16 protein-coding genes, 1 tRNA gene and 1 rRNA gene are annotated in these 20,852 nt (G+C 56.5%); 10 read left to right on the forward strand and 8 right to left on the reverse strand.

All coding sequences use genetic code 11. The features are described 5' to 3' along the window. Nucleotides 1-19: 19 nt before the first annotated feature. The 5 genes from mioC to ravA form a co-directional block, all read right to left on the reverse strand. Nucleotides 20-460, reverse strand: coding sequence for an FMN-binding protein MioC (gene mioC, locus ACXKZD_RS00305; RefSeq protein WP_010258855.1), 441 nt, complete (start codon nucleotides 458-460; stop codon nucleotides 20-22). 155 nt (nucleotides 461-615) lie between these two features. Beyond that, nucleotides 616-1,077: a transcriptional regulator AsnC gene (asnC, locus tag ACXKZD_RS00310; protein WP_003849496.1), complete on the reverse strand. Its 462-nt coding sequence runs from the start codon at nucleotides 1,075-1,077 to the stop codon at nucleotides 616-618. A 103-nt stretch (nucleotides 1,078-1,180) separates the two neighbouring features. Beyond that, nucleotides 1,181-3,319: a 5-histidylcysteine sulfoxide synthase gene (gene ovoA / locus ACXKZD_RS00315; RefSeq protein WP_488981808.1), complete on the reverse strand. Its 2,139-nt coding sequence runs from the start codon at nucleotides 3,317-3,319 to the stop codon at nucleotides 1,181-1,183. Nucleotides 3,320-3,390: 71 nt separating this feature from the next. Next, complete coding sequence (viaA, locus tag ACXKZD_RS00320) at nucleotides 3,391-4,851, reverse strand: ATPase RavA stimulator ViaA (RefSeq protein ID WP_010672185.1); 1,461 nt, start codon at nucleotides 4,849-4,851, stop codon at nucleotides 3,391-3,393. Beyond that, the gene (gene ravA, locus ACXKZD_RS00325) at nucleotides 4,848-6,344 is read right to left on the reverse strand and encodes an ATPase RavA (protein WP_010258850.1); all 1,497 of its coding nucleotides are present in this window, start codon (nucleotides 6,342-6,344) and stop codon (nucleotides 4,848-4,850) included. The genes viaA and ravA overlap by 4 nt, the downstream gene beginning before the upstream one ends. A gap of 291 nt (nucleotides 6,345-6,635) precedes the next feature. Between ravA and kup the strand changes: the two genes are divergently transcribed. After that, nucleotides 6,636-8,504 carry a low affinity potassium transporter Kup gene (gene kup / locus ACXKZD_RS00330; RefSeq protein WP_488981809.1) on the forward strand — a complete coding sequence of 623 codons (1,869 nt, stop codon included), beginning with the start codon at nucleotides 6,636-6,638 and terminating at the stop codon, nucleotides 8,502-8,504. Nucleotides 8,505-8,519: 15 nt separating this feature from the next. Here kup and qseC read toward each other — a convergent pair whose 3' ends face one another. Continuing rightward, nucleotides 8,520-9,875 (reverse strand): quorum sensing histidine kinase QseC, encoded by a 1,356-nt coding sequence (gene qseC / locus ACXKZD_RS00335; protein ID WP_488981810.1) that lies wholly within the window; start codon nucleotides 9,873-9,875, stop codon nucleotides 8,520-8,522. Next, the gene (gene qseB, locus ACXKZD_RS00340; protein ID WP_111534714.1) at nucleotides 9,863-10,534 is read right to left on the reverse strand and encodes a quorum sensing response regulator transcription factor QseB; all 672 of its coding nucleotides are present in this window, start codon (nucleotides 10,532-10,534) and stop codon (nucleotides 9,863-9,865) included. The genes qseC and qseB overlap by 13 nt, the downstream gene beginning before the upstream one ends. Nucleotides 10,535-10,696: 162 nt before the next feature. Here qseB and ACXKZD_RS00345 point away from each other — a divergent pair, with 162 nt between their 5' ends. From ACXKZD_RS00345 to rbsR, 7 genes are all read left to right on the forward strand, one after another. Then, on the forward strand, nucleotides 10,697-11,104 hold the full coding sequence (locus tag ACXKZD_RS00345) for a YgiW/YdeI family stress tolerance OB fold protein (RefSeq protein WP_010258845.1): 408 nt from the start codon (nucleotides 10,697-10,699) through the stop codon (nucleotides 11,102-11,104). Nucleotides 11,105-11,286: 182 nt separating this feature from the next. Beyond that, nucleotides 11,287-11,706 carry a D-ribose pyranase gene (gene rbsD / locus ACXKZD_RS00350; protein ID WP_003849483.1) on the forward strand — a complete coding sequence of 140 codons (420 nt, stop codon included), beginning with the start codon at nucleotides 11,287-11,289 and terminating at the stop codon, nucleotides 11,704-11,706. Nucleotides 11,707-11,713: 7 nt separating this feature from the next. Next, nucleotides 11,714-13,222 carry a ribose ABC transporter ATP-binding protein RbsA gene (gene rbsA, locus ACXKZD_RS00355; protein ID WP_033768394.1) on the forward strand — a complete coding sequence of 503 codons (1,509 nt, stop codon included), beginning with the start codon at nucleotides 11,714-11,716 and terminating at the stop codon, nucleotides 13,220-13,222. After that, a complete protein-coding gene (gene rbsC / locus ACXKZD_RS00360; protein ID WP_010258841.1) occupies nucleotides 13,219-14,190 on the forward strand; it encodes a ribose ABC transporter permease in 972 nt (323 codons plus the stop codon). The genes rbsA and rbsC overlap by 4 nt, the downstream gene beginning before the upstream one ends. Nucleotides 14,191-14,215: 25 nt before the next feature. Next, complete coding sequence (gene rbsB / locus ACXKZD_RS00365; RefSeq protein ID WP_236352259.1) at nucleotides 14,216-15,091, forward strand: ribose ABC transporter substrate-binding protein RbsB; 876 nt, start codon at nucleotides 14,216-14,218, stop codon at nucleotides 15,089-15,091. A gap of 62 nt (nucleotides 15,092-15,153) precedes the next feature. Continuing rightward, the gene (gene rbsK, locus ACXKZD_RS00370) at nucleotides 15,154-16,083 is read left to right on the forward strand and encodes a ribokinase (RefSeq protein ID WP_060681381.1); all 930 of its coding nucleotides are present in this window, start codon (nucleotides 15,154-15,156) and stop codon (nucleotides 16,081-16,083) included. Nucleotides 16,084-16,096: 13 nt separating this feature from the next. Next, entirely contained in the window at nucleotides 16,097-17,080 is a 984-nt protein-coding gene (rbsR, locus tag ACXKZD_RS00375) for a ribose operon transcriptional repressor RbsR (protein WP_488982097.1), read from the forward strand. On the opposite strand, the gene mdtD is transcribed toward rbsR, so the two are convergent. Next, entirely contained in the window at nucleotides 17,077-18,477 is a 1,401-nt protein-coding gene (gene mdtD / locus ACXKZD_RS00380; protein WP_157354141.1) for a multidrug transporter subunit MdtD, read from the reverse strand. The two genes, rbsR and mdtD, sit on opposite strands and share 4 nt — an antisense overlap. Before the next feature lie 533 nt (nucleotides 18,478-19,010). On the opposite strand from mdtD, the gene ACXKZD_RS00385 reads away from it, so the two are divergent. Continuing rightward, nucleotides 19,011-20,550, forward strand: a 16S ribosomal RNA gene (locus ACXKZD_RS00385). An 88-nt stretch (nucleotides 20,551-20,638) separates the two neighbouring features. Continuing rightward, nucleotides 20,639-20,713, forward strand: a tRNA-Glu gene (locus tag ACXKZD_RS00390). Nucleotides 20,714-20,852: the final 139 nt, after the last annotated feature.

The raw sequence follows: 20,852 nt of genomic DNA on the forward strand, positions 1-20,852 counted from the left end.
TCGCGATCCCCAGCCCCCTTCAGATCGCCTTTTTCCAGCTTTCCAGCCAGGCTTCTGCGGGATCTTCAGGGATCTCATGCTCCAGCACATCAATCTCCAGACGATCGCCGATCTGGCGGGCACCCTGAGCAATTAACAGGGCTTCAATCTGGCGGATCGCGCCACAAAAGAGATCATATTCATGATTGCCGAGTCCGATGGCACCAAACCGGACCTGCGAGAGATCGGGCTGGCTTTCCGTGATGGCTTCGAACAGCGGCAGCAGGTTATCGGGAATATCGCCTGCACCGTGAGTTGAACAGACCACCAGCCAGATACCCTCATGTGGCACTTCATCCAGCTCCGGGCCATGCAGCATCTGCGTTGAGAAGCCCGCTTCCTGTAATTTTTCTTCCAGATGTTCAGCCACATACTCTGCGCTACCCAGAGTACTGCCACTGATTAAGGTGATATCGGCCATCTTGCTCTCCCGGACATTAAGGCGAGCATTGTACGCTGTGATCAAGCGGTGATCCACCTGTGGACAACAGGGTTAATAGATTAAGAGAAGCGAACGCAGCCGTTGCCAGCCGCCACATTCGTCAGGGATAAGATTATGCACAAGGCGGAGAAGGATCAGGGCTTGATAGTGCGCATGATCGGGTTTTGCAGCGAGATCAGCGTTTCCGTCGACTGAATTTCATCTATGGTCTGGATCTTGTTGATCAGCACCTGTTGCAGGGCATCAATGGACCGGCACATCACCTTAATAAAGATGCTGTAGTGGCCGGTGGTGTACCAGGCTTCAACCACTTCATCCAGCGCATCCAGTTTGCTCAGCGCCGCCGGATAGTCACGCGCGCTCTTAAGGATGATGCCGATAAAACAGCAGACATCAAACCCCAGCTGGCGCGGATCGATATCAACCCGGGTGCCCAGGATAATGCCCGCCTGCTTCATCTTCTCCACGCGGACATGAATGGTGCCGGGGCTGACGTTAAACTGTTTTGCCAGCTCGGCGTAAGCAGTGCGCGCATTGTCGAGCAGGGCATTCAGAATGCCGCGATCCAGGTTATCGAGCTGCAGATGTTCGGCCATGGCCATCCTCGTTATTGGTCTGCTTAAGTAAACAAGGATGAATGTGCAGCAAAATAGTGGTTCAGGCAACTCCCGGCAGCGACGGGCGTCGCTGCCGGTTCACTTAGCGTTTGCGCCAGACGGTGACCTGCGCCAGCGTATGCTGGAACTTGCGGGCCGTTTCGCGGATCACAAACGGTTTATCCTGCGGTTCATCGACCAGGTCGAAGTCGGCCGCCAGCAGACGTTGCAGTGCCTGCAGCGTCGTCAGTGCCTCACCGTTTTCACGCACGCCGCCCAGCCAGTTCTCCTTCGGCGTGAAATCCTCCAGCCAGGTATAGGGCGATGAGAGCACCAGAATGCCGCCCTGACGCAGCATCGGCGTGACATCCCGCAGGAAGCGTGCGGGCTGACGCAGGCGATCGATCAGGTTGGATGCAAGTACCAGATCGTAACGGGCGGGTTGCGGCTTAAGGTTACAGGCGTCGCCCTGAACAAACTGAATCCGCTGCGCCAGTTCGCTCTCCAGCGCGAAATCTTTCAGGCGAACCTGGCGATACTCCACCAGATCGCCTTCCTGTGGCAGGAGATAACGGAAGTCTTCGCCGCTGGCCAGCTGAAGCGCCACATCGATGAAGCGCGCCGAGTAGTCCATGCCGGTGACACGTTCAAAGTGGCGGGCCAGTTCAAAACTGGCGCGTCCGGTGGCACAGCCGATATCCAGTGCCTCGCCGCGTGCCGTGGTGTAGTTCAGCGCCAGGTTTATCAGGCTTTCGGCATAGTTATCCACGCCGAAATAGCGCGGGCCATACTGGAAGTCGAGGTATTGCGACACCATGGCGTCAGATTCATACGGGTTCAGCGCCATGGTTTCCTGATGGCTGGAAACCACGTAGCGGAAACCGGCATGCTGGAAGAAGTGGCGGCGGAACGCATAGCGTGCCGATTTCAGCGCTTCGTTGCCGGTCGATATCCAGCTACCGCCTTTGATCAGCGAATGTTTGCCATCAAAGGTCGGGGTAGAGAAATCATCGTAAAGCGGGTGGACTTTAAAACCTTCAAAGCCGTTGGTCGGCGTGGTCGTCCACTGCCAGACGTTACCGACGATATCGAAGAAGTCACCCTGGGCGAAGAGATCGACCGGTGAAGAGGAAGCCCAGTACGCCAGGTTAATGTTACCCGGTGCCCGATCCCAATCCGGCTGATCGCCCGCGACCTGTTCGCGCAGCTGAGCCCACTCCGCTTCACAGGGGAGCTGAACACTCATTCCCGTCTGATCCGCTTTCCAGCGGCAGAAGGCCGCCGCTTCCAGCTGGTTAACCTCGGCTGGCCAGTCCCACGGCATCGCGACTTCTTCACACATCAGACGCAGTTTAAGCTGATCGGGCATCGCAGGCGTGCCGACCCAGAAGGTGGGCATCTCCGCTTTAGCAAACTGACACCAGCCCCAGCCTTCGTCATCCCACCAGCGAGCGTCCTGATAACCCCCCGCCTCAACGAACGCCAGGAATTCCGCGTTGCTGACCAGCATTTTGCTCGCCCTGAACGGCTGCAGCGCGATCTGCTGGCGGCCATATTCGACATCCCAGCCATAGGTATCGTCGGTTTTACCCAGCGTGACGGTGCCGCCGGGCATCGGCAGCAGGGTATTGGCCGGAACAGCCTCGCGCTGGTGGCGCGCCATCGGGCAGACCGGCCACGCGGGCTGGGGTTTCACCCACCCGACCGGTAACTGGCGTATCAGTACGCTGGACGTTTCCAGATGAATACGCTCATGCTCAATGCCCATCAGGATCACCCAGGCCGGACTCTCCCAGGTGATCGGCAGAGTCAGCGGCAGGGTCTGGATCAGATCGCTGACCAGCGCTTTAACGCGCCCGCGGTATTCGCGGACTTCTTCGACAGTGGGCCAGTCATAGTGGCTGTCGTTGAGATCGTCCCAGCTCATCTCATCCACACCAATCGCCATCATCGCTTCGATACGATCGTCCAGACGCGCGTCGATAAGGCGTCCGGCCATCAGCTTATTAATGTAGAAGGTAGCGGTGTGGCCAAAATAGAAGATTAAAGGATGGCGCAGCGGAATGGCTTTGGTAAACCAGGCCTGGGAATCGGCCAGACAGGTAAACAGACTTTCATACTGTTCCCAGGTCTGGTGGAAATAGGCCAGCAATTCGGCACGTTTTTGTTCAATGTTATGGCCGGAGAGCAGTAGCGTTCGCGTCGGCGCAGGCAGATCGCGATGAGGTTGAGCAAGCGTCACAGGAAGCTCCAGATTGCTGAGTAAGTGAAACGGTAATTTACTATAGCAAATATGCATTTCTGCCCGATGACTTAACGCCGCCAGTGACGCAGCAGACGGCTTTTCATGCCGGTATCGAAACGCCAGATATGGTCGAAGATGCGCAGAATGCCTGGTTTCCCGTGGGCCGACATAGCCACGGCGTGAAAACGTTGCTGATTATTTCGCTGACGCGTTTTAATGGTCCCGATCACCTCTTCCGGCAGACGCTGGGCAATAAAATCGGAGACGATCACCGCATCGGCTTCCTGCCACAGGACGCCTTCCATTCGGGTCACAACGGAAGAGAGGCAGGCTGCCAGATCGGTGCCGCCGCGAAAGCGCTGACTGAGAAAGCGAATCGCCTGTTCCAGCCCGTCATCACCGGTCAGTTCATAGCCGATCACCTCATGCGCAAACAGCATGATGTAGCAGCGACGGCGATCGGCCAGCGCGACTTTCAGCAGCGCCAGACAAAACGCTTTGGCGCAGCGCTCATTGAAGCCACCCATCGAACCCGAGGTATCGACGCAGACGATGAAAGGCCCGCGTGGCTGCTCTTCATGCTGCTGGTGGCTGGCCGGACGCATCGTGACCTTTTCATGCCAGGCATCGCCCTGCAGCTTGTAGGTCAGCAGCCGTTTCTCTACCAGCCGCCGGTAAAACTCCAGCTCCAGTTCACTGATACTCAGCGCAGCTAACTCCGGCGGCAGCAGACGCAGCACGTCATCGCTCTGGTGAATGCCGCTGACCTCCTCCGGCACGGCTGCAGGTTCCTGCACCATATGGTGAAAGGCCTCCATAGGGGCATCCTGCGACGGCACCGATTTTGCCTCGCGGCTGCGGCCCAGCTGCTGAGCCAGTTTCAGCAGCTCCGGCTGCTGCGCCAGAAAGTCGCCATATTGCAGCATCAGCTGATAGTCGCCAGGCTGCAGTGACGCTTTGCTCATGTCCCACAGCCGGCCAGCGGCGGCTTCGTCATCGTCGCCAAGAATCGGTGCCAGCTGACCGCTCAGCGCCATACGCTGCTGCAGTTCCGCCAGCAGGCGTTCGCGCTGCTGCTCCAGCAACGTCTGATTCAGCGTCAGGGTCTGTAAGGTCAGGCTCAGCCGCCAGCGCTGTAGAAAAAGCTGGTGCTGCGCGCTGCTGAGATGGCTGATATCGGTGTGCTGCAGCAGCCGGTTGGCTTCATCCAGAAAAGGGGAAGGCAGGCTTTCAAGCGCCTGAAGTGTGGCATTCAGCTGGTGGCTGAATTCACGATCGCTGAGGAGTTGTACCCGCTGGAACAGCTGAAACTCTTCGGCCAGCGTGGCCGGAACCGGCGTGGCTTTGAGCTCAGCGTTGATCTCCGCTCGCCAGCGTGGCACATCGCGTAACAGTGCTTTTTTCAGCCCGGGAAACTTTTCAAAAAACAGCGCCAGCTGTGGAGACGCCAGCAGGGCAATAATCAGCTCTTCAATCAGTTCGGTTTCACCCACGGAGAGCAGTGTGCTGAGCGTCTCCAGTGGGATCATTTACGCGCCTGTTTCAACTGTTCCGCCACATCCTGCAGGCTGGTTTCAACCCGCGCCAGCCAGTCATCACTGATAAACAGGCAGCGCTGGTGCTGGCTGAACAGATGACGCTGCGACCGCAGTTCACTCTCCAGTGCATCCAGCGCTTCGGTGATCTCACCGGGCAGCGGCTCGCTGTTGCTGACGCCAGGCAGTGTCAGACGCGACGATTGCAGGCTGACATCACGGATAGCCAGGCAGTGCTGTGCATCCACCTGTAAATCCAGACTCTGCGCAAAGCCAATCCCATTGAGCTTGCCGCGAACCTCGCCTCCTTTCTGCAGCCACTGATTCAGTGCATCACGCGCGATCACCAGATGTGTCACCTGCATGTCATGCAGCATCAGCGGCTTTTGCAGCATCAGCGTCAGTTGCTCATCAGTGAAGCTTTCCGGCAGATCGTAATGGGGTTTGCGACTGAACATCCCACTGTGTTTTTCCAGGGTGATCGCCTGTGCGATGCTCTGTTGCTGCTGCAGAGCCATGCGACGCGCTTTTATCTGATGCAGTTTCAGCAGCATCGGCTGCTGCTGCCAGGCGTGCTGCGTCATCAGCTGATCGATTTCGCGCTCCAGCAGCTGCATGGACGCGACGTCGTGCCAGAGGCAATCTTTCAGCAGGATCAGGTCTATCGGCGCAATGGCGCTGCGGCCGCTGTAAAAGGCGCTGGCCTGCAGCAGATGAATGGCTTTTTTCCAGCGACGATCGGAAATATAGGGCGCAGCGGGCTGGCTTTCCAGTTGCTGGCGCAGCTGATAAATCAGCTCGAACACCGCATCCGGGAGGCTGACCTGACTGATGCCGAGCTGCCACTGCGCATACTCCTCATCACTGATGCGCAGGGATTCCGCGACCGGATTGGTGTGCTCATCCTGCTGATGGGTCAGCATGCTGCGAAAGTTCTGCTTCTCATGCACATTATCCAGCCACAGACGGATCAGCATCCGGTCATAGAGCGCTTCAAGGCCGCTGTCCGCTTCCGGCATTTCATTGGAGGCGGTGACCAGCAGACGCATCGGAATGGCCTCTTCGCTGTCGCCATTGCGGAAGCGGCGTTCGTTGATAGCGGTCAGCAGGGTATTCAGAATCGCCGGGCCGGCTTTCCAGATCTCATCCAGAAAAACAATCTCCGCGTCGGGCAGATAACCTTTAGTGAGGCGCTGATAGCGCCCTTCATCCTTCAGTGCCTGAATAGATAGCGGGCCAAACACCTCTTCCGGTGTGGAGAAGCGGGTCATCAGATATTCAAAGGCGCGGGCGTGCTGAAAGGCATATTTCAGGCGGCGGGCAATCAGGCTCTTGGCGATGCCGGGCGGTCCCAGCAGGAACACGCTTTCACCGCTCAGCGCTGCCAGCAGGCAAAGGCGGATGGCATGATGTCGCTCATACAATCCTTTTTCTAACGCATTGCTAAGGCGAGAAATTCTTTCTGCCAAAAGATGGGGTTGAGCCATAATCACTTCAATGTCCTTACGATCGTCGGGCCGCCGCGCTTCAGCAAGCGCCTTACTCTATAGATCATCATGCGTGAAAGCGTTGATAGCTGTCAGCTTTTTTGTTTCATAAGGTTTGCCTGCTTTGAAAGCGGCGCTGATTAACGCTTTAATGCCTGAAACCACCCCGTTACCCTGGCAGACAGGCGAAGCGGGTATAGGAATTTTCGGCAAACCGTGCATACTGTGCGCTTTTTGATGGCCTGAGCGAGGGGTTGTTGCGCCTCTTAGACTCCAACAAAAGATAACTCTATGAGCTCGGATAATAAGCAGTCACTTCGCGGATTAACGCTGGCCGCTATTGGTGTTGTTTACGGGGATATCGGCACCAGTCCGCTGTATACCTTGCGTGAATGTCTCTCCGGACAGTTCGGCTTCGGCGTTGAGCGGGAAGCGGTGTTTGGCTTTTTGTCGCTGATTTTCTGGCTGCTGGTGCTGGTGGTATCACTGAAGTACATCAGTTATGTGATGCGCGCCGACAATGCCGGTGAAGGCGGTATTCTGACACTGATGTCGCTGGCGGGCCGCCATACGGGTGCACGCGCCACGGCAGTGCTGGTGATCATGGGCCTGATTGGCGGCAGCTTCTTCTATGGGGAAGTGGTGATCACGCCGGCCATTTCGGTGATGTCAGCCATTGAAGGTCTGGAGATTGCCGCGCCGTCGCTGGATCCCTTTATTGTGCCGATGTCGATTGCGGTGCTGACGCTGCTGTTTGCGATTCAGAAACATGGTACCGGCATGGTGGGCAAACTCTTCGCGCCGGTGATGCTGGTGTGGTTCCTGGTGCTGGCGATCCTGGGGGTCAGCGGCATCATGAAAAACCCGGAAGTGCTGCATGCGCTGAATCCCGCCTATGCGGTCGAGTTCTTCCTGCACTATAAATCTGTCTCATTCTTCGCGCTTGGCGCGGTGGTACTGGCGATTACCGGGGTTGAAGCGCTGTATGCCGATATGGGTCACTTCGGTAAAGTGCCGATCCGACTGGCCTGGTTCTCGGTGGTGCTGCCGTCGCTGGTCCTGAACTACTTTGGTCAGGGCGCGCTGTTACTCAGCGATCCCAAAGCGATTAAAAACCCTTTCTTCCTGCTGGCGCCGGACTGGGCGCTGATCCCGATGCTGATTCTGGCGACGCTGGCCACGGTGATTGCCTCGCAGGCGGTGATCTCCGGCGTCTTCTCGCTGACGCGTCAGGCGGTGCGACTGGGTTATCTGCCGGGGATGCGTATCATCCACACCTCTGAGCGCGAATCGGGCCAGATCTATATTCCGGTGATTAACTGGGTACTCTACTTCGCCGTGCTGATTGTGATTATCAGCTTTGAGCATTCAAGTAATCTGGCTGCGGCCTACGGTATCGCCGTCACCGGCACCATGGTGCTGACCGCGATGCTCTCCTGTACCGTGGCGGTTAAAAACTGGCACTGGAATAAGCTGGCGGTTGCCGTCATCCTGGTACTGATGCTCTGTATCGATGTGCCGCTGTTTACCGCCAACCTGGGGAAAATCTTCTCCGGTGGCTGGCTGCCGCTCTGTCTCGGCCTGGTGATGTTTATCATTATGACGACGTGGAAAAGCGAACGTTTCCGCCTGCTGCGCCGCATGCACGAGCATGGCAACTCCCTGGAGGCGATGATCGCGTCACTGGAGAAATCGCCGCCGGTTCGCGTGCCGGGCACGGCGGTCTATATGTCGCGTGCGCTGAATGTGATTCCGTTTGCCATGCTGCATAACCTTAAGCACAACAAAGTGTTGCATGAGAGGGTGGTGCTGCTGACGTTGCGGACGGAAGATGCGCCTTACGTGCATAACGTGCGTCGCGTGACGATTGAGCAGCTGTCGCCCACCTTCTGGCGGGTGGTGGCCAGCTACGGCTGGCGCGAAACGCCAAACGTCGAGGAGATTTTCCACCGCTGCGGGCTGGAAGGGCTCAACTGCCGCATGATGGAGACATCGTTCTTCATGTCGCATGAGTCGCTGATTATCGGCAAACGGCCGTGGTATCTGCGCCTGCGTGGCAAACTCTTCCTGGCGCTGCAGCGCAATGCGCTCCGTGCGCCAGACCAGTTTGAGATCCCGCCAAACCGGGTGATTGAGCTGGGCACCCAGGTCGAGATTTGATCTGCAGCGCCCGCCTTACGAGGCGGGCGCTGACCAGCGTAGCGTGACGCATAATCCGCCGCCCGATCGCTGGCTGAAGCTGACCTGCATCCCGTGCAACTGGGCGATATTGCGGACTATCGATAATCCCAGCCCGCTTCCGCTTTTCTCCTGACCTGGCGGTCGCCAGAAACGTTCACCAAGCCGTTGCAGATCGGCTGCACTCAGACCTTCGCCGTTATCTTCTACCGACAGGCTATTCGCCTGAAGCCGCACATCAACTTCGCTGCCCGCTGGCGTATAGCGAATGGCATTATCCAGCAGATTACGCACCAGCAGTGACAGTAACAGCGGATGCCCCTGAATCTGCGGATCGGCGTCAGCATGCAGCCGCAGCGTGACACCCGTTTTATCCGCCAGCGGCAGCTGTGCAGCCAGCGTCTCCTGGACCGTGCGTTTCAGCGCCACCGTTTCGAAGGCGCTGCGTGCATCATCAGCTTCAACCCGTGAGAGCGTCAGCAGCTGATCCACCAGCCGGGTTGCGCGGATAATGCCGGCATCCAGTTGCTGCAGCGCATGGCTTCGCATCACTTCATCATCCGCAGTCAGCTGGATCACCTCGCTTTGCACCTGCAGCGCGGCCAGCGGACTGCGCAGCTCATGTGCGGCATCAGAGGTAAAGCGCCGTTCACGCTGCATCATTGCGCTGATGCGGCTGAACAGACCATTGAGCGCGACCATCAGCGGTTGCACCTCTTTCGGCACGCGGTCTGCCTGCAGCGGCGTATCATCATCGGGTGCGCGCTGCGCCAGCTGCTGTGCCAGCGTCTTCAGGGGGCGCAGTTCAGACCAGACCAGACCGATCAGCAGCAGCAACATAAAGGGCAGCGCGATCAGCCAGGGCAGCATGCTGGCTTTCATCAGATCCCGCGTCATGTCGTCACGGTATTCGGACTCCTGACCCACCACCACCCGGAACTGCTGGTCGGGCGTAGTCAGCCAGACAAACCGCCAGCGATCGTCATCATTGGTGAGCTGGCCCTCATGAAATCCCTGATACTCCGCCTCAAACGGCAGGTAGCGGCCATTGTCACCATCATTCATCACCTGCCTGCCGTCATGCGTGAAGACGGCAAAGGCCAGGGCGTCGTCATCCTGATCGCCGCGATGGTGGCGCAGTATCTCTTTGGTTTTAGGCAGAGTGGCGTTGTCCAGCGAGGAGAAATCCAGCGTCAGCAGACGCTTGGCCAGCAGCATCTGCTGGGTATCGAAGAGCTCATCAAGGGTTTCACGTGTCTGATGCCAGGCACTCAGGCTGGCGCTGGCCCAGCAGATCCCGAGCAGCAGCACAAAACCGATACCCAGCCGCAGAAACAGGCTCATTGATCGCATTCAGCGTCTCCCAGGGTATAACCGACGCCGTGCAGCGTGCGGATAAATTGGCTGCCCAGTTTTTTACGCAGATGATGAATGTGAACCTCTACCGCATTGCTGGAGACATCGGCGTCCCAGTTGTAGAGCTTCTCTTCCAGCTGGCTGCGTGTCAGCACCCGGCCCGTGTTTCGCATAAACAGTTCCAGCAGCGCCAGTTCACGGCTTTTCAGCGCAATCGCCTCACCTTCGCGCATCACACTATGGCTGCCGGGGATCAGCACCACATTACCGTGCCGGAGTTCGGGCTGCAGCTGGCCATGACGGCGGCGGATCAGCGCCTGTAAGCGAGCAGCCACTTCGGTTAAGGCAAAGGGTTTACACAGATAGTCGTCGGCTCCCAGTTGCAGGCCTTCGACCCGCTGATCGAGCGCATCGCGTGCGGTCAGTATCAGTACCGGTACATCTTTGCCCTGCTGTCGCCACTGCCGCAGAATATCGAGCCCATCCCGCTCGGGCAGTGAGAGATCCAGGATCACCGCATCCCAGGGCGCGGCCTCCAGCGCGTTAAAGCCCGCCTCACCAGAGGTAAACCAGTCAACACTGAAGCCCAGTTTACTCAGCCCCGCCTTGATACCGTCGCCAATTAAACGATCATCTTCAATCAGTAAAATACGCATCACGTCTCCCTGTTCCGATAGCGCTTTATACGAAGCAACTTCCTGCTTGTACAGCTGATTTCGGCGAAAATAGCTTATTTTTGCCTCTTAAGAAGCTGTTAAGAACTTTATGGTCAACTAAGCTCAACAAGACGAACCACATCATGGAAAAGAGGTGACAAAATGAAAAAGCACGCTGCAATTCTGGCCGTCGTAATGCTGGCTTCCGCCCCGGTTTTCGCTGCACAGCAGGGTGGATTTGTTGATCCCAGTGCGCCAGCCGCACAGACGCAGGCAGCAGCCGGTCAGGGTGGTTTCAGTGCCGATCACACCAGTGTGGTGACCGTAAAGCAGGCTGAAGAGATGAAAGATGACAGCTGGGTCACCGTGCGCGGTAAGCTGGAGAAACAGATCGGCAACGAAGATTATCTGTTCCGCGACCAGACCGGCACCATGAAAGTCGAAATCGACCACAAGCACTGGAACGGCCAGACTATCTCACCTAAAGACAACGTCGAGCTGACAGGTGAACTGGATAAAGATTTCAACAGCATTGAGATGGACGTTAAGCAGGTTAAGAAACTGCCTTAATCCTCTCCTCCGGGGCCGCGTTCGCGGCCCTTTTTTCAGCCCGTCCCCCGACTTAATACAAATTTCTCCCCGCGTGAGCGAAACGTTTCGATAGCGATCACAGATTTCTTCTTTGCCGGTTGAGTTGATGGCGGCTTTTCATACACTCCTGACAGCGAAACGTTTCGCTGTGGAGTGAAAAGATGAAAAAAGGTCGCTTGTTAAACGCTGAACTCTCTCATGTGATTGCCCGCCTGGGACACACGGATACGCTGACGATTGCCGATGCAGGCTTGCCGATTCCGGCCGGACCGCAGCGCATCGATTTAGCGCTCACGCCGGGTACGCCCGATTTTATGCAGGTGGTTAATGCTGTCGCACTGGAGATGCAGGTAGAGAGCGCCCTGATCGCGGAAGAGATTAAGCAGCATAATCCGCAACTTCATAGCGCGCTTGTCGCCGTGCTCGAAGCCTTGCAACAGCACCAGGGGAATATCATCACCATCAGCTACACCAGTCATGAACAATTCAAACAACAAACGCAGCGTAGTCAGGCGGTCATTCGCAGCGGAGAGTGCTCTCCGTTTGCGAATGTCATCCTCAGCGCCGGTGTGACCTTCTGAGGCCGCTATGCAACTTTTACTGCAACTCGACGGCATTGAAAAATCCTTTCCGGGTGTGAAAGCCCTCAAGGGGGCGTCGCTGAATGTCCGGGCAGGACGCGTGATGGCGCTGGTGGGCGAGAACGGCGCAGGCAAGTCCACCATGATGAAAGTGCTGACCGGCATCTATCAATATGATGCCGGTACGCTGCGCTGGCTGGGCAAAGAGACCCGTTTCAGCGGGCCGAAAGCGTCTCAGGAAGCGGGTATTGGCATCATTCATCAGGAACTGAACCTGATCCCTCAATTAACCGTGGCGGAGAATATTTTTCTCGGCCGCGAATATGTCAGCCGTTTTGGCCGTATCCAGTGGCCGCGTATGTATGCCGAAGCTGATGCGCTGCTTAAACGGCTTAATCTGCGCTTCAGCAGCCACAAGCTGGTGGGGGATTTGTCGATTGGCGATCAGCAGATGGTCGAAATCGCCAAAGTCCTGAGCTTTGAGTCGCAGGTGATCATCATGGATGAGCCGACCGATGCGCTGACTGATACCGAAACGCTGTCGCTGTTCCGGGTGATCAACGAACTGAAAGCGCAGGGCTGCGGCATCGTCTATATCTCGCATCGCATGAAAGAGATCTTTGAGATCTGCGATGACGTCACGGTGTTCCGCGACGGTCAGTTTATTGCTGAACGCCCGGTCAGCGAGCTGACTGAAGAGAGCCTGATCGAGATGATGGTCGGCCGTAAGCTGGAAGATCAATATCCCCATATTGATCAGGCACCAGGCGACGTGCGGCTGAAAGTGGAAAACGTCAGCGGACCGGGCGTGGATAACGTCAGTTTCAGCCTGCGCAAAGGTGAAATCCTCGGCGTGTCTGGCTTGATGGGCGCGGGCCGTACCGAACTGATGAAGGTGCTTTACGGCGCCCTGCCGCGTCGCGAAGGCACACTGTGGCTCAATGGTCGGGAAGTGGTGACGCGCTCACCGCAGGATGGGCTGGCTAACGGCATCGTCTATATCTCCGAAGATCGTAAGCGCGATGGCCTGGTGCTGGGCATGTCAGTAAAAGAGAACATGTCGCTGACAGCGTTAGGCTATTTCAGTCACGGCAGCGGCACGCTGAAACATGCGGCAGAGCAGCTGGCCGTGGGCGACTTTATCCGGCTGTTTAACGTTAAAACGCCTTCAATGGAGCAGCCCATTGGTCTGCTTTCGGGCGGCAACCAGCAGAAAGTGGCGATTGCCCGCGGGCTGATGACCCGGCCTAACGTACTGATTCTGGATGAACCGACACGCGGTGTGGATGTCGGCGCGAAGAAAGAGATCTATCAACTGATTAACCAGTTTAAAGCCGAAGGGCTGAGCATCATTCTGGTCTCCTCGGAAATGCCGGAAGTGCTGGGCATGAGCGATCGGATTCTGGTGATGCATGAAGGCCGTATCAGCGGCGAATTTACCCGAGAAGAAGCCACTCAGGAGAGCCTGATGGCAGCCGCCGTAGGCAAGCAACACAGCGAGGATTTAGTGGTATGACGACCCAAACTTTACCTGCCAGCCGTCGCTGGTTTAGCAAAAGCTGGCTACTGGAACAGAAGTCGCTGATTGCGCTGATGGTGCTGATCGCCGTGGTGGCCAGCCAGAGCCCGAACTTCTTTACCGTGGCGAACCTGTTCAACATTCTGCAGCAGACCTCGGTTAACGCCATTATGGCGGTCGGGATGACGCTGGTGATCCTGACTTCTGGTATCGACCTCTCTGTAGGTTCGCTGCTGGCCCTGACGGGCGCGGTGGGTGCGTCGCTGGTGGGTATGGAGGTCAATGCCCTGGTCGCGGTGGCGGCGTCGCTGGCGCTGGGAGCGGCAATCGGTGCCCTGACCGGCACCATTGTGGCGCGCGGCAAAGTGCAGGCGTTTATCGCCACGCTGGTCATGATGCTGCTGCTGCGTGGTGTTACCATGGTCTACACCGATGGCAGTCCGGTAAACACGGGTTTTAATGCCAATGCCGATCTGCTGGGCTGGTTTGGTATTGGTCGTCCGCTGGGTATCCCTGCGCCGGTCTGGCTGATGGCGCTGGTCTTTATTGCTGCCTGGTACATGCTGCAGCACACCCGTCTGGGTCGCTATATCTATGCGCTTGGCGGTAATGAAGCGGCAACGCGTCTCTCCGGCATCAATGTGAATCGCGTCAAAATCATCGTCTATTCACTGAGTGGCATGTTGGCAGCGCTGGCAGGCACCATTGAAGTGGCGCGCCTTTCTTCGGCACAGCCGACAGCGGGCACCGGCTATGAGCTGGATGCGATTGCTGCGGTCGTGCTGGGCGGAACCAGCCTGGCAGGCGGTAAGGGCCGTATTTTCGGCACCCTGATTGGCGCGCTGATCCTCGGCTTCCTGAACAACGGCCTGAACCTGATGGGCGTCTCTTCGTACTACCAGATGATCGTTAAGGCGGTAGTAATCCTGCTGGCGGTGCTGGTAGATAATAAAAGCAGTAAATAACTCTGACCTTACACAGGATGACATGATGAAAAAGTTAACCGCACTGGCCGTGATCCTTGGCGCAACGCTCAGTAGCAGCGCTATGGCCAAAGATACTATCGCGCTGGTGGTTTCAACCCTGAATAACCCGTTCTTTGTTTCGCTGAAAGAGGGCGCGCAGAAAGAAGCGGACAAGCTGGGCTACAACCTGGTGGTGCTGGATTCACAGAACAACCCGGCGAAAGAGCTGGCTAACGTGCAGGATCTGACGGTTCGCGGCACCAAACTGCTGCTGATCAACCCAACCGACTCTGATGCTGTGGGCAATGCGGTGAAGATGGCTAACCAGGCGAACATCCCGGTGATCACGCTGGATCGCGTTGCGGCACAGGGCACCGTTGTCAGCCACGTCGCCTCCGATAACCGTTTCGGCGGTAAAATGGCCGGCGACTTCATCGCCAAAAAAGTCGGCGAAAGCGCCAAAATTATTGAACTGCAGGGCATTGCCGGGACTTCTGCCGCCCGTGAGCGTGGCGAAGGCTTCAAACAGGCCGCTGATGCGCATAAATTCCAGATCCTCGCCAGCCAGCCAGCCGATTTTGACCGTACCAAAGGTCTGAACGTCATGCAGAACCTGCTTCAGGCACACCCGGACGTTCAGGCCGTATTCGCTCAGAACGACGAAATGGCGCTGGGTGCACTGCGTGCGCTGCAGACCGCCGGTAAAACTGGTGTGATCGTCGTTGGTTTTGACGGTACTGCTGATGGCGTTAAAGCGGTAGAAGGTGGCAAACTGTCCGCGACCGTGGCACAGATGCCAGACAAAATTGGCATGATCGGCGTAGATACCGCTGATAAAGTGCTGAAGGGTGAAAAAGTGAAGGCGATCAACCCGGTCGACCTGAAGCTGGTCACTCAATAACTCAAAGAAAAGCAGGGCACTGCGCCACCCTCCTGGTGGCGCACTTATTCCGGACTCCCCTAATGAGCAAAAACGCAAAACTGGCCGTTCTTGGCAGCATTAACGCTGACCACATCCTTAATCTGGCGCACTTTCCTCGTCCCGGTGAAACGGTGATCGGGCAGAATTATCAGATTGCGTTTGGCGGTAAGGGTGCGAATCAGGCTGTCGCCGCCGGTCGTGCTGGTGCCGATATCGCATTTATCGCCTGTGTGGGCGCTGACGACATTGGTGAACGTGTTCGTCAGCAACTGGCCCAGGACAATATTGATACCACGCCGGTCGAAGTGGTCGAGGGTGAGTCAACCGGCGTGGCGATGATTTTCGTCAATGGTGACGGTGAGAACAACATCGGCATCTACTCCGGTGCAAACGCGGCGTTAACACCCGCCTGCGTGACGCGCCATCAGCAGATTATCGCCGACGCCGATGCACTATTAATGCAGCTGGAATCACCGCTGGAAAGTGTGCTGGCCGCCGCGACGCTTGCCCGACAGCATCAGACGCAGGTTATTCTCAATCCTGCACCCGCCACCCAGCTCTCAGATGAACTGCTGGCGTTGATCGACATTATTACCCCGAATGAAACCGAAGCCGAGAGTCTGACCGGCATTGCGGTCAGCAACGATGAAGATGCCGCCCGCGCTGCGGCAGTACTGCATGCGAAAGGTATCGGCACGGTTCTGATTACTCTGGGTCGCCGCGGGGTCTGGCTGAGCGAGCAGGGAGAAGGTCAGCGTATTGCTGGCTTCAGTGTTAAAGCTATCGACACCATCGCGGCGGGCGACACCTTTAATGGCGCTTTTATCACCGCGCGACTGGAGCAGAAAACGATGTATGACGCGGTGCGGTTTGCCCATGCCGCCGCTGCTATCGCCGTTACCCGCTCGGGTGCGCAGCCCTCCGTGCCGTGGCGCGCGGAGATCGATGAATTTTTGCAGCAGCAGGGCTAAGCATTTGAGCACCATGAAAGATGTCGCTCGCCTGGCGGGCGTCTCTACCTCCACTGTCTCGCACGTTATCAATAACAATCGCTTTGTTAGTGAAGGCGTGCGCGAAAAAGTTGAGCAGGCCATCCGCCATCTGAATTACGCCCCCTCTGCGCTGGCGCGCAGTCTGAAAATCAATCAGACGCACACGATCGGTATGCTGCTGACCACCAGTAGTAACCCATTTTATGCCGAAGTGGTGCGGGGTGTGGAGGAGAGCTGCTATCAGCGTGGCTACAGCCTGATTCTCTGTAACACGGCAGGTGATGAAGAGCGGATGAACCGCAGCCTGGAAACGCTGATGCAGAAGCGCGTCGACGGTTTATTGATCATGTGTACGGAAAGTCACCTGCCCTCGGCCGACATTCTGAACCGTTATCCCTCTATACCTGCCGTTATGATGGACTGGGCGCCGTTTGAAGGCCGTGGTGACATTATTCAGGATAACGCGCTGCTGGGCGGGGAGCTGGCGACTCAGCATCTTATCGACAGTGGTTATACCCGCATCGCCTGTATCGCCGGTCCACAGGATAAAACCCCGGCTCGTATGCGCCTGGAAGGTTATCGCAACGCCATGACAAAGAGTGGCCTGGCGATTCTGCCCGGCTATGTGGTGAATGGTGACTTTGAATTCCAGGGAGGCTACAACGGGATGGTCGAACTGCTGGCGCTGGAAACGCCGCCGGAAGCGGTTTTCACCAGCAACGATGCCATGGCGGTGGGCGTTTATCACGCACTTTACCAGGCCGGCATGCAGGTTCCGCAGCAGATGGCGGTAATGGGATATGACGATATCGAACTGGCGCGCTATCTCACTCCGCCACTGAGTACCATTCATCAACCGAAAGATGCGCTGGGTGAACTGGCGATAGACACCCTGCTCCATCGTCTCAGCAATCCCCACGCCAGTCAGCAAACGCTGGTGCTGACGCCGGAACTGGTGGTGCGTGGATCGGTTTAGCGCTTTTTCTTTTTGTCGCGATTACTGATCAGATTACGGCCATCGCCGTTTTTCAGCAGCATAAAGGTCAGCGCCGACAGTACTGTTACCACGCCCATGGTCATAAACGTGGCATGGAACTGTGAAATGGTGCTGGTTTCAAACTCCTGGTAGAAGCGCAGCACCGCGGCGCTGACGGCCACACCAAAACTGATCGCTAGCTGCTGAGTCACGGCCAGCACGCTGTTACCGCCGCTGGCGTTATCATCATTCAGATCGGCCAGGGTGATGGTATTCATGGCGGTAAACTGCGTAGACATGGCCATGCCGAGAATAAACAGCGGAAGTAAGAGCACAATGATGCTTTCAGCGGGCGACTGCAGACAGAAGCTGGCGATCAGAATGCCAATAATGGCGGTAATGCCAACCAGCAGGCGGCGGTAACCCAGCCAGCGCAGCAGTTGCGTCACCGTCGACTTCGCCAGTATTGAACCAATGGCGATGGGTGCCATCATGCAGCCCGCGATAATCGCTGAATAGCCAAAGCCGACCTGCAACATGAGCGGCATCAAAAAGGGCACACAGCCGGTGCCAAGACGTGACGCGATGTTGCCACCGATGCCCACTGAGAACGTCCGGGTTTTAAACATCGGCAGATTGATCAGTGGCGAAGGGTGATTTCGGGCATGCACTATATAAAGAAGCAAAAGCACAATCCCGCTGAGTAATATCCCGCCCGCCAGCCAGGCGGAAACAATTCGTTCGCCAAACAGCTCAATCCCAATCGAGATCATCACCAGTCCGGCCCCGAACAATAAGAAGCCGAAAAAGTCGAAGCGGCGCTTAGGCGTGGTGAAGTCCGGCATATATTTGCGTGCGTAGATAATGCCGAGAATGCCAATCGGGATATTAATCAGGAAAATCCAGTGCCAGGTCGCGTAGGTCACCAGCACGCCGCCCAGCATTGGACCCAGTATCGGGCCAACTAATCCCGGCATGGTGACAAAGTTGAGCACCGGCAACAGCTCACTGCGCGGATAGGCGCGTAACAGCGCCAGTCGCGCGACCGGCATCATCATTGCGCCACCGACGCCCTGTATGATGCGCGAGATGACCAGTACCTGGAGTGTGGGAGAAAGTGCACAAGCCAGCGAGCCTAGGGTGAACAGCGAAACGGCAACGATAAATACCTTGCGCGTGCCGTAGCGATCGGCGAGCCAGCCACTGACCGGAATCAACATAGCGACAGTCAGGGTGTAACTGATGACGGCGGATTGCATGGCCAGAGGAGAACGGTCGAGGCTGGTGGCGATAGCGGGCAGGGCAGTATTCAGTATGGTGGCGTCGAGTGACTGCATGAAAAAGGCCATGGCAGCTATCCATGGCAAACCAGCCATGCTGCGCGCGGATTTTATCATTGAGTATCCTTCCTGGGGTTATCCTGCGAGAAGAAGCAAAATAATAGCACCCGCATTAAGCAACGGCAGGTCTCTTTACAACGTTTAATGGCGATTTTTGTGCGTTATTCCGTCATGAAACGTCTCTTTTTAAGCCGTTCGTTTAAAAAAGATGCGCTCAGCAAATTAATTCAAAGAAACGCTTGTCAGCCCGCGGAAACTCCCTATAATGCGCCTCCATCGACACGGAACACCGGCAACGGGAAGCGGGTTGAGAGGCACAGGAGACTGCGCCGCCGGAGAAAAACTTCTGAGAAAGAGGTTGACTCTGCAGGAGGAAAGCGTAATATACGCCACCTCGCGACAGGACGCTAACGCACTGTTCGCACTGCTCTTTAACAATTTATCAGACAATCTGTGTGGGCACTCGCAGGATTGATATCAGCGTCTCCGGACGTAAAAAAATATCAAGCCTCACGAGTGAACACATAATGAAATTCATTATGACGTTTTACAGATGAGCACCGCTTAACTTGTTTAAGCAAATCAAACTTAAATTGAAGAGTTTGATCATGGCTCAGATTGAACGCTGGCGGCAGGCCTAACACATGCAAGTCGGACGGTAGCACAGAGAGCTTGCTCTTGGGTGACGAGTGGCGGACGGGTGAGTAATGTCTGGGGATCTGCCCGATAGAGGGGGATAACCACTGGAAACGGTGGCTAATACCGCATAACGTCGCAAGACCAAAGAGGGGGACCTTCGGGCCTCTCACTATCGGATGAACCCAGATGGGATTAGCTAGTAGGCGGGGTAATGGCCCACCTAGGCGACGATCCCTAGCTGGTCTGAGAGGATGACCAGCCACACTGGAACTGAGACACGGTCCAGACTCCTACGGGAGGCAGCAGTGGGGAATATTGCACAATGGGCGCAAGCCTGATGCAGCCATGCCGCGTGTATGAAGAAGGCCTTCGGGTTGTAAAGTACTTTCAGCGGGGAGGAAGGCGATGGGGTTAATAACCTTATCGATTGACGTTACCCGCAGAAGAAGCACCGGCTAACTCCGTGCCAGCAGCCGCGGTAATACGGAGGGTGCAAGCGTTAATCGGAATTACTGGGCGTAAAGCGCACGCAGGCGGTCTGTTAAGTCAGATGTGAAATCCCCGGGCTTAACCTGGGAACTGCATTTGAAACTGGCAGGCTTGAGTCTTGTAGAGGGGGGTAGAATTCCAGGTGTAGCGGTGAAATGCGTAGAGATCTGGAGGAATACCGGTGGCGAAGGCGGCCCCCTGGACAAAGACTGACGCTCAGGTGCGAAAGCGTGGGGAGCAAACAGGATTAGATACCCTGGTAGTCCACGCCGTAAACGATGTCGACTTGGAGGTTGTTCCCTTGAGGAGTGGCTTCCGGAGCTAACGCGTTAAGTCGACCGCCTGGGGAGTACGGCCGCAAGGTTAAAACTCAAATGAATTGACGGGGGCCCGCACAAGCGGTGGAGCATGTGGTTTAATTCGATGCAACGCGAAGAACCTTACCTACTCTTGACATCCACGGAATTTGGCAGAGATGCCTTAGTGCCTTCGGGAACCGTGAGACAGGTGCTGCATGGCTGTCGTCAGCTCGTGTTGTGAAATGTTGGGTTAAGTCCCGCAACGAGCGCAACCCTTATCCTTTGTTGCCAGCGATTCGGTCGGGAACTCAAAGGAGACTGCCGGTGATAAACCGGAGGAAGGTGGGGATGACGTCAAGTCATCATGGCCCTTACGAGTAGGGCTACACACGTGCTACAATGGCGCATACAAAGAGAAGCGACCTCGCGAGAGCAAGCGGACCTCACAAAGTGCGTCGTAGTCCGGATCGGAGTCTGCAACTCGACTCCGTGAAGTCGGAATCGCTAGTAATCGTGGATCAGAATGCCACGGTGAATACGTTCCCGGGCCTTGTACACACCGCCCGTCACACCATGGGAGTGGGTTGCAAAAGAAGTAGGTAGCTTAACCTTCGGGAGGGCGCTTACCACTTTGTGATTCATGACTGGGGTGAAGTCGTAACAAGGTAACCGTAGGGGAACCTGCGGTTGGATCACCTCCTTACCTGAAGATACCTTCCCGCGCAGTGCCCACACAGATTGTCTGATAAAAAGTAATGAGCAGGACGGCTGCGAAGTCGTGACACTTTTGTGTCCCCTTCGTCTAGCGGTTAGGACTCCGCCCTTTCACGGCGGCAACAGGGGTTCGAATCCCCTAGGGGACGCCACCTGCTTGGTGACAGGTGAAAGGTGTCTCCATACAGTATCTCAAAACCGATTTGGTTGCGTAAGCAGCCGGGCCGCGTTTGAGATATTTGCTCTTTAACAATCCGGAACAAGCTGAAAATTGAAACGACGCAGCGCGTC

The sequence above is a fragment of the Pantoea sp. ABR1s genome, from assembly GCF_057812235.1.

Coding starts and splice junctions, on each gene's coding strand:
- mioC (WP_010258855.1), bottom strand. CDS start 460: ATGGCCGATATCACCTTAATCAGTGGCAGTACTCTGGGTAGCGCAGAG.
- asnC (WP_003849496.1), bottom strand. CDS start 1,077: ATGGCCGAACATCTGCAGCTCGATAACCTGGATCGCGGCATTCTGAAT.
- viaA (WP_010672185.1), bottom strand. CDS start 4,851: ATGATCCCACTGGAGACGCTCAGCACACTGCTCTCCGTGGGTGAAACC.
- ravA (WP_010258850.1), bottom strand. CDS start 6,344: ATGGCTCAACCCCATCTTTTGGCAGAAAGAATTTCTCGCCTTAGCAAT.
- kup (WP_488981809.1), top strand. CDS start 6,636: ATGAGCTCGGATAATAAGCAGTCACTTCGCGGATTAACGCTGGCCGCT.
- qseC (WP_488981810.1), bottom strand. CDS start 9,875: ATGCGATCAATGAGCCTGTTTCTGCGGCTGGGTATCGGTTTTGTGCTG.
- qseB (WP_111534714.1), bottom strand. CDS start 10,534: ATGCGTATTTTACTGATTGAAGATGATCGTTTAATTGGCGACGGTATC.
- ACXKZD_RS00345 (WP_010258845.1), top strand. CDS start 10,697: ATGAAAAAGCACGCTGCAATTCTGGCCGTCGTAATGCTGGCTTCCGCC.
- rbsD (WP_003849483.1), top strand. CDS start 11,287: ATGAAAAAAGGTCGCTTGTTAAACGCTGAACTCTCTCATGTGATTGCC.
- rbsA (WP_033768394.1), top strand. CDS start 11,714: ATGCAACTTTTACTGCAACTCGACGGCATTGAAAAATCCTTTCCGGGT.
- rbsC (WP_010258841.1), top strand. CDS start 13,219: ATGACGACCCAAACTTTACCTGCCAGCCGTCGCTGGTTTAGCAAAAGC.
- rbsB (WP_236352259.1), top strand. CDS start 14,216: ATGAAAAAGTTAACCGCACTGGCCGTGATCCTTGGCGCAACGCTCAGT.
- rbsK (WP_060681381.1), top strand. CDS start 15,154: ATGAGCAAAAACGCAAAACTGGCCGTTCTTGGCAGCATTAACGCTGAC.
- rbsR (WP_488982097.1), top strand. CDS start 16,097: ATGAAAGATGTCGCTCGCCTGGCGGGCGTCTCTACCTCCACTGTCTCG.
- mdtD (WP_157354141.1), bottom strand. CDS start 18,477: ATGATAAAATCCGCGCGCAGCATGGCTGGTTTGCCATGGATAGCTGCC.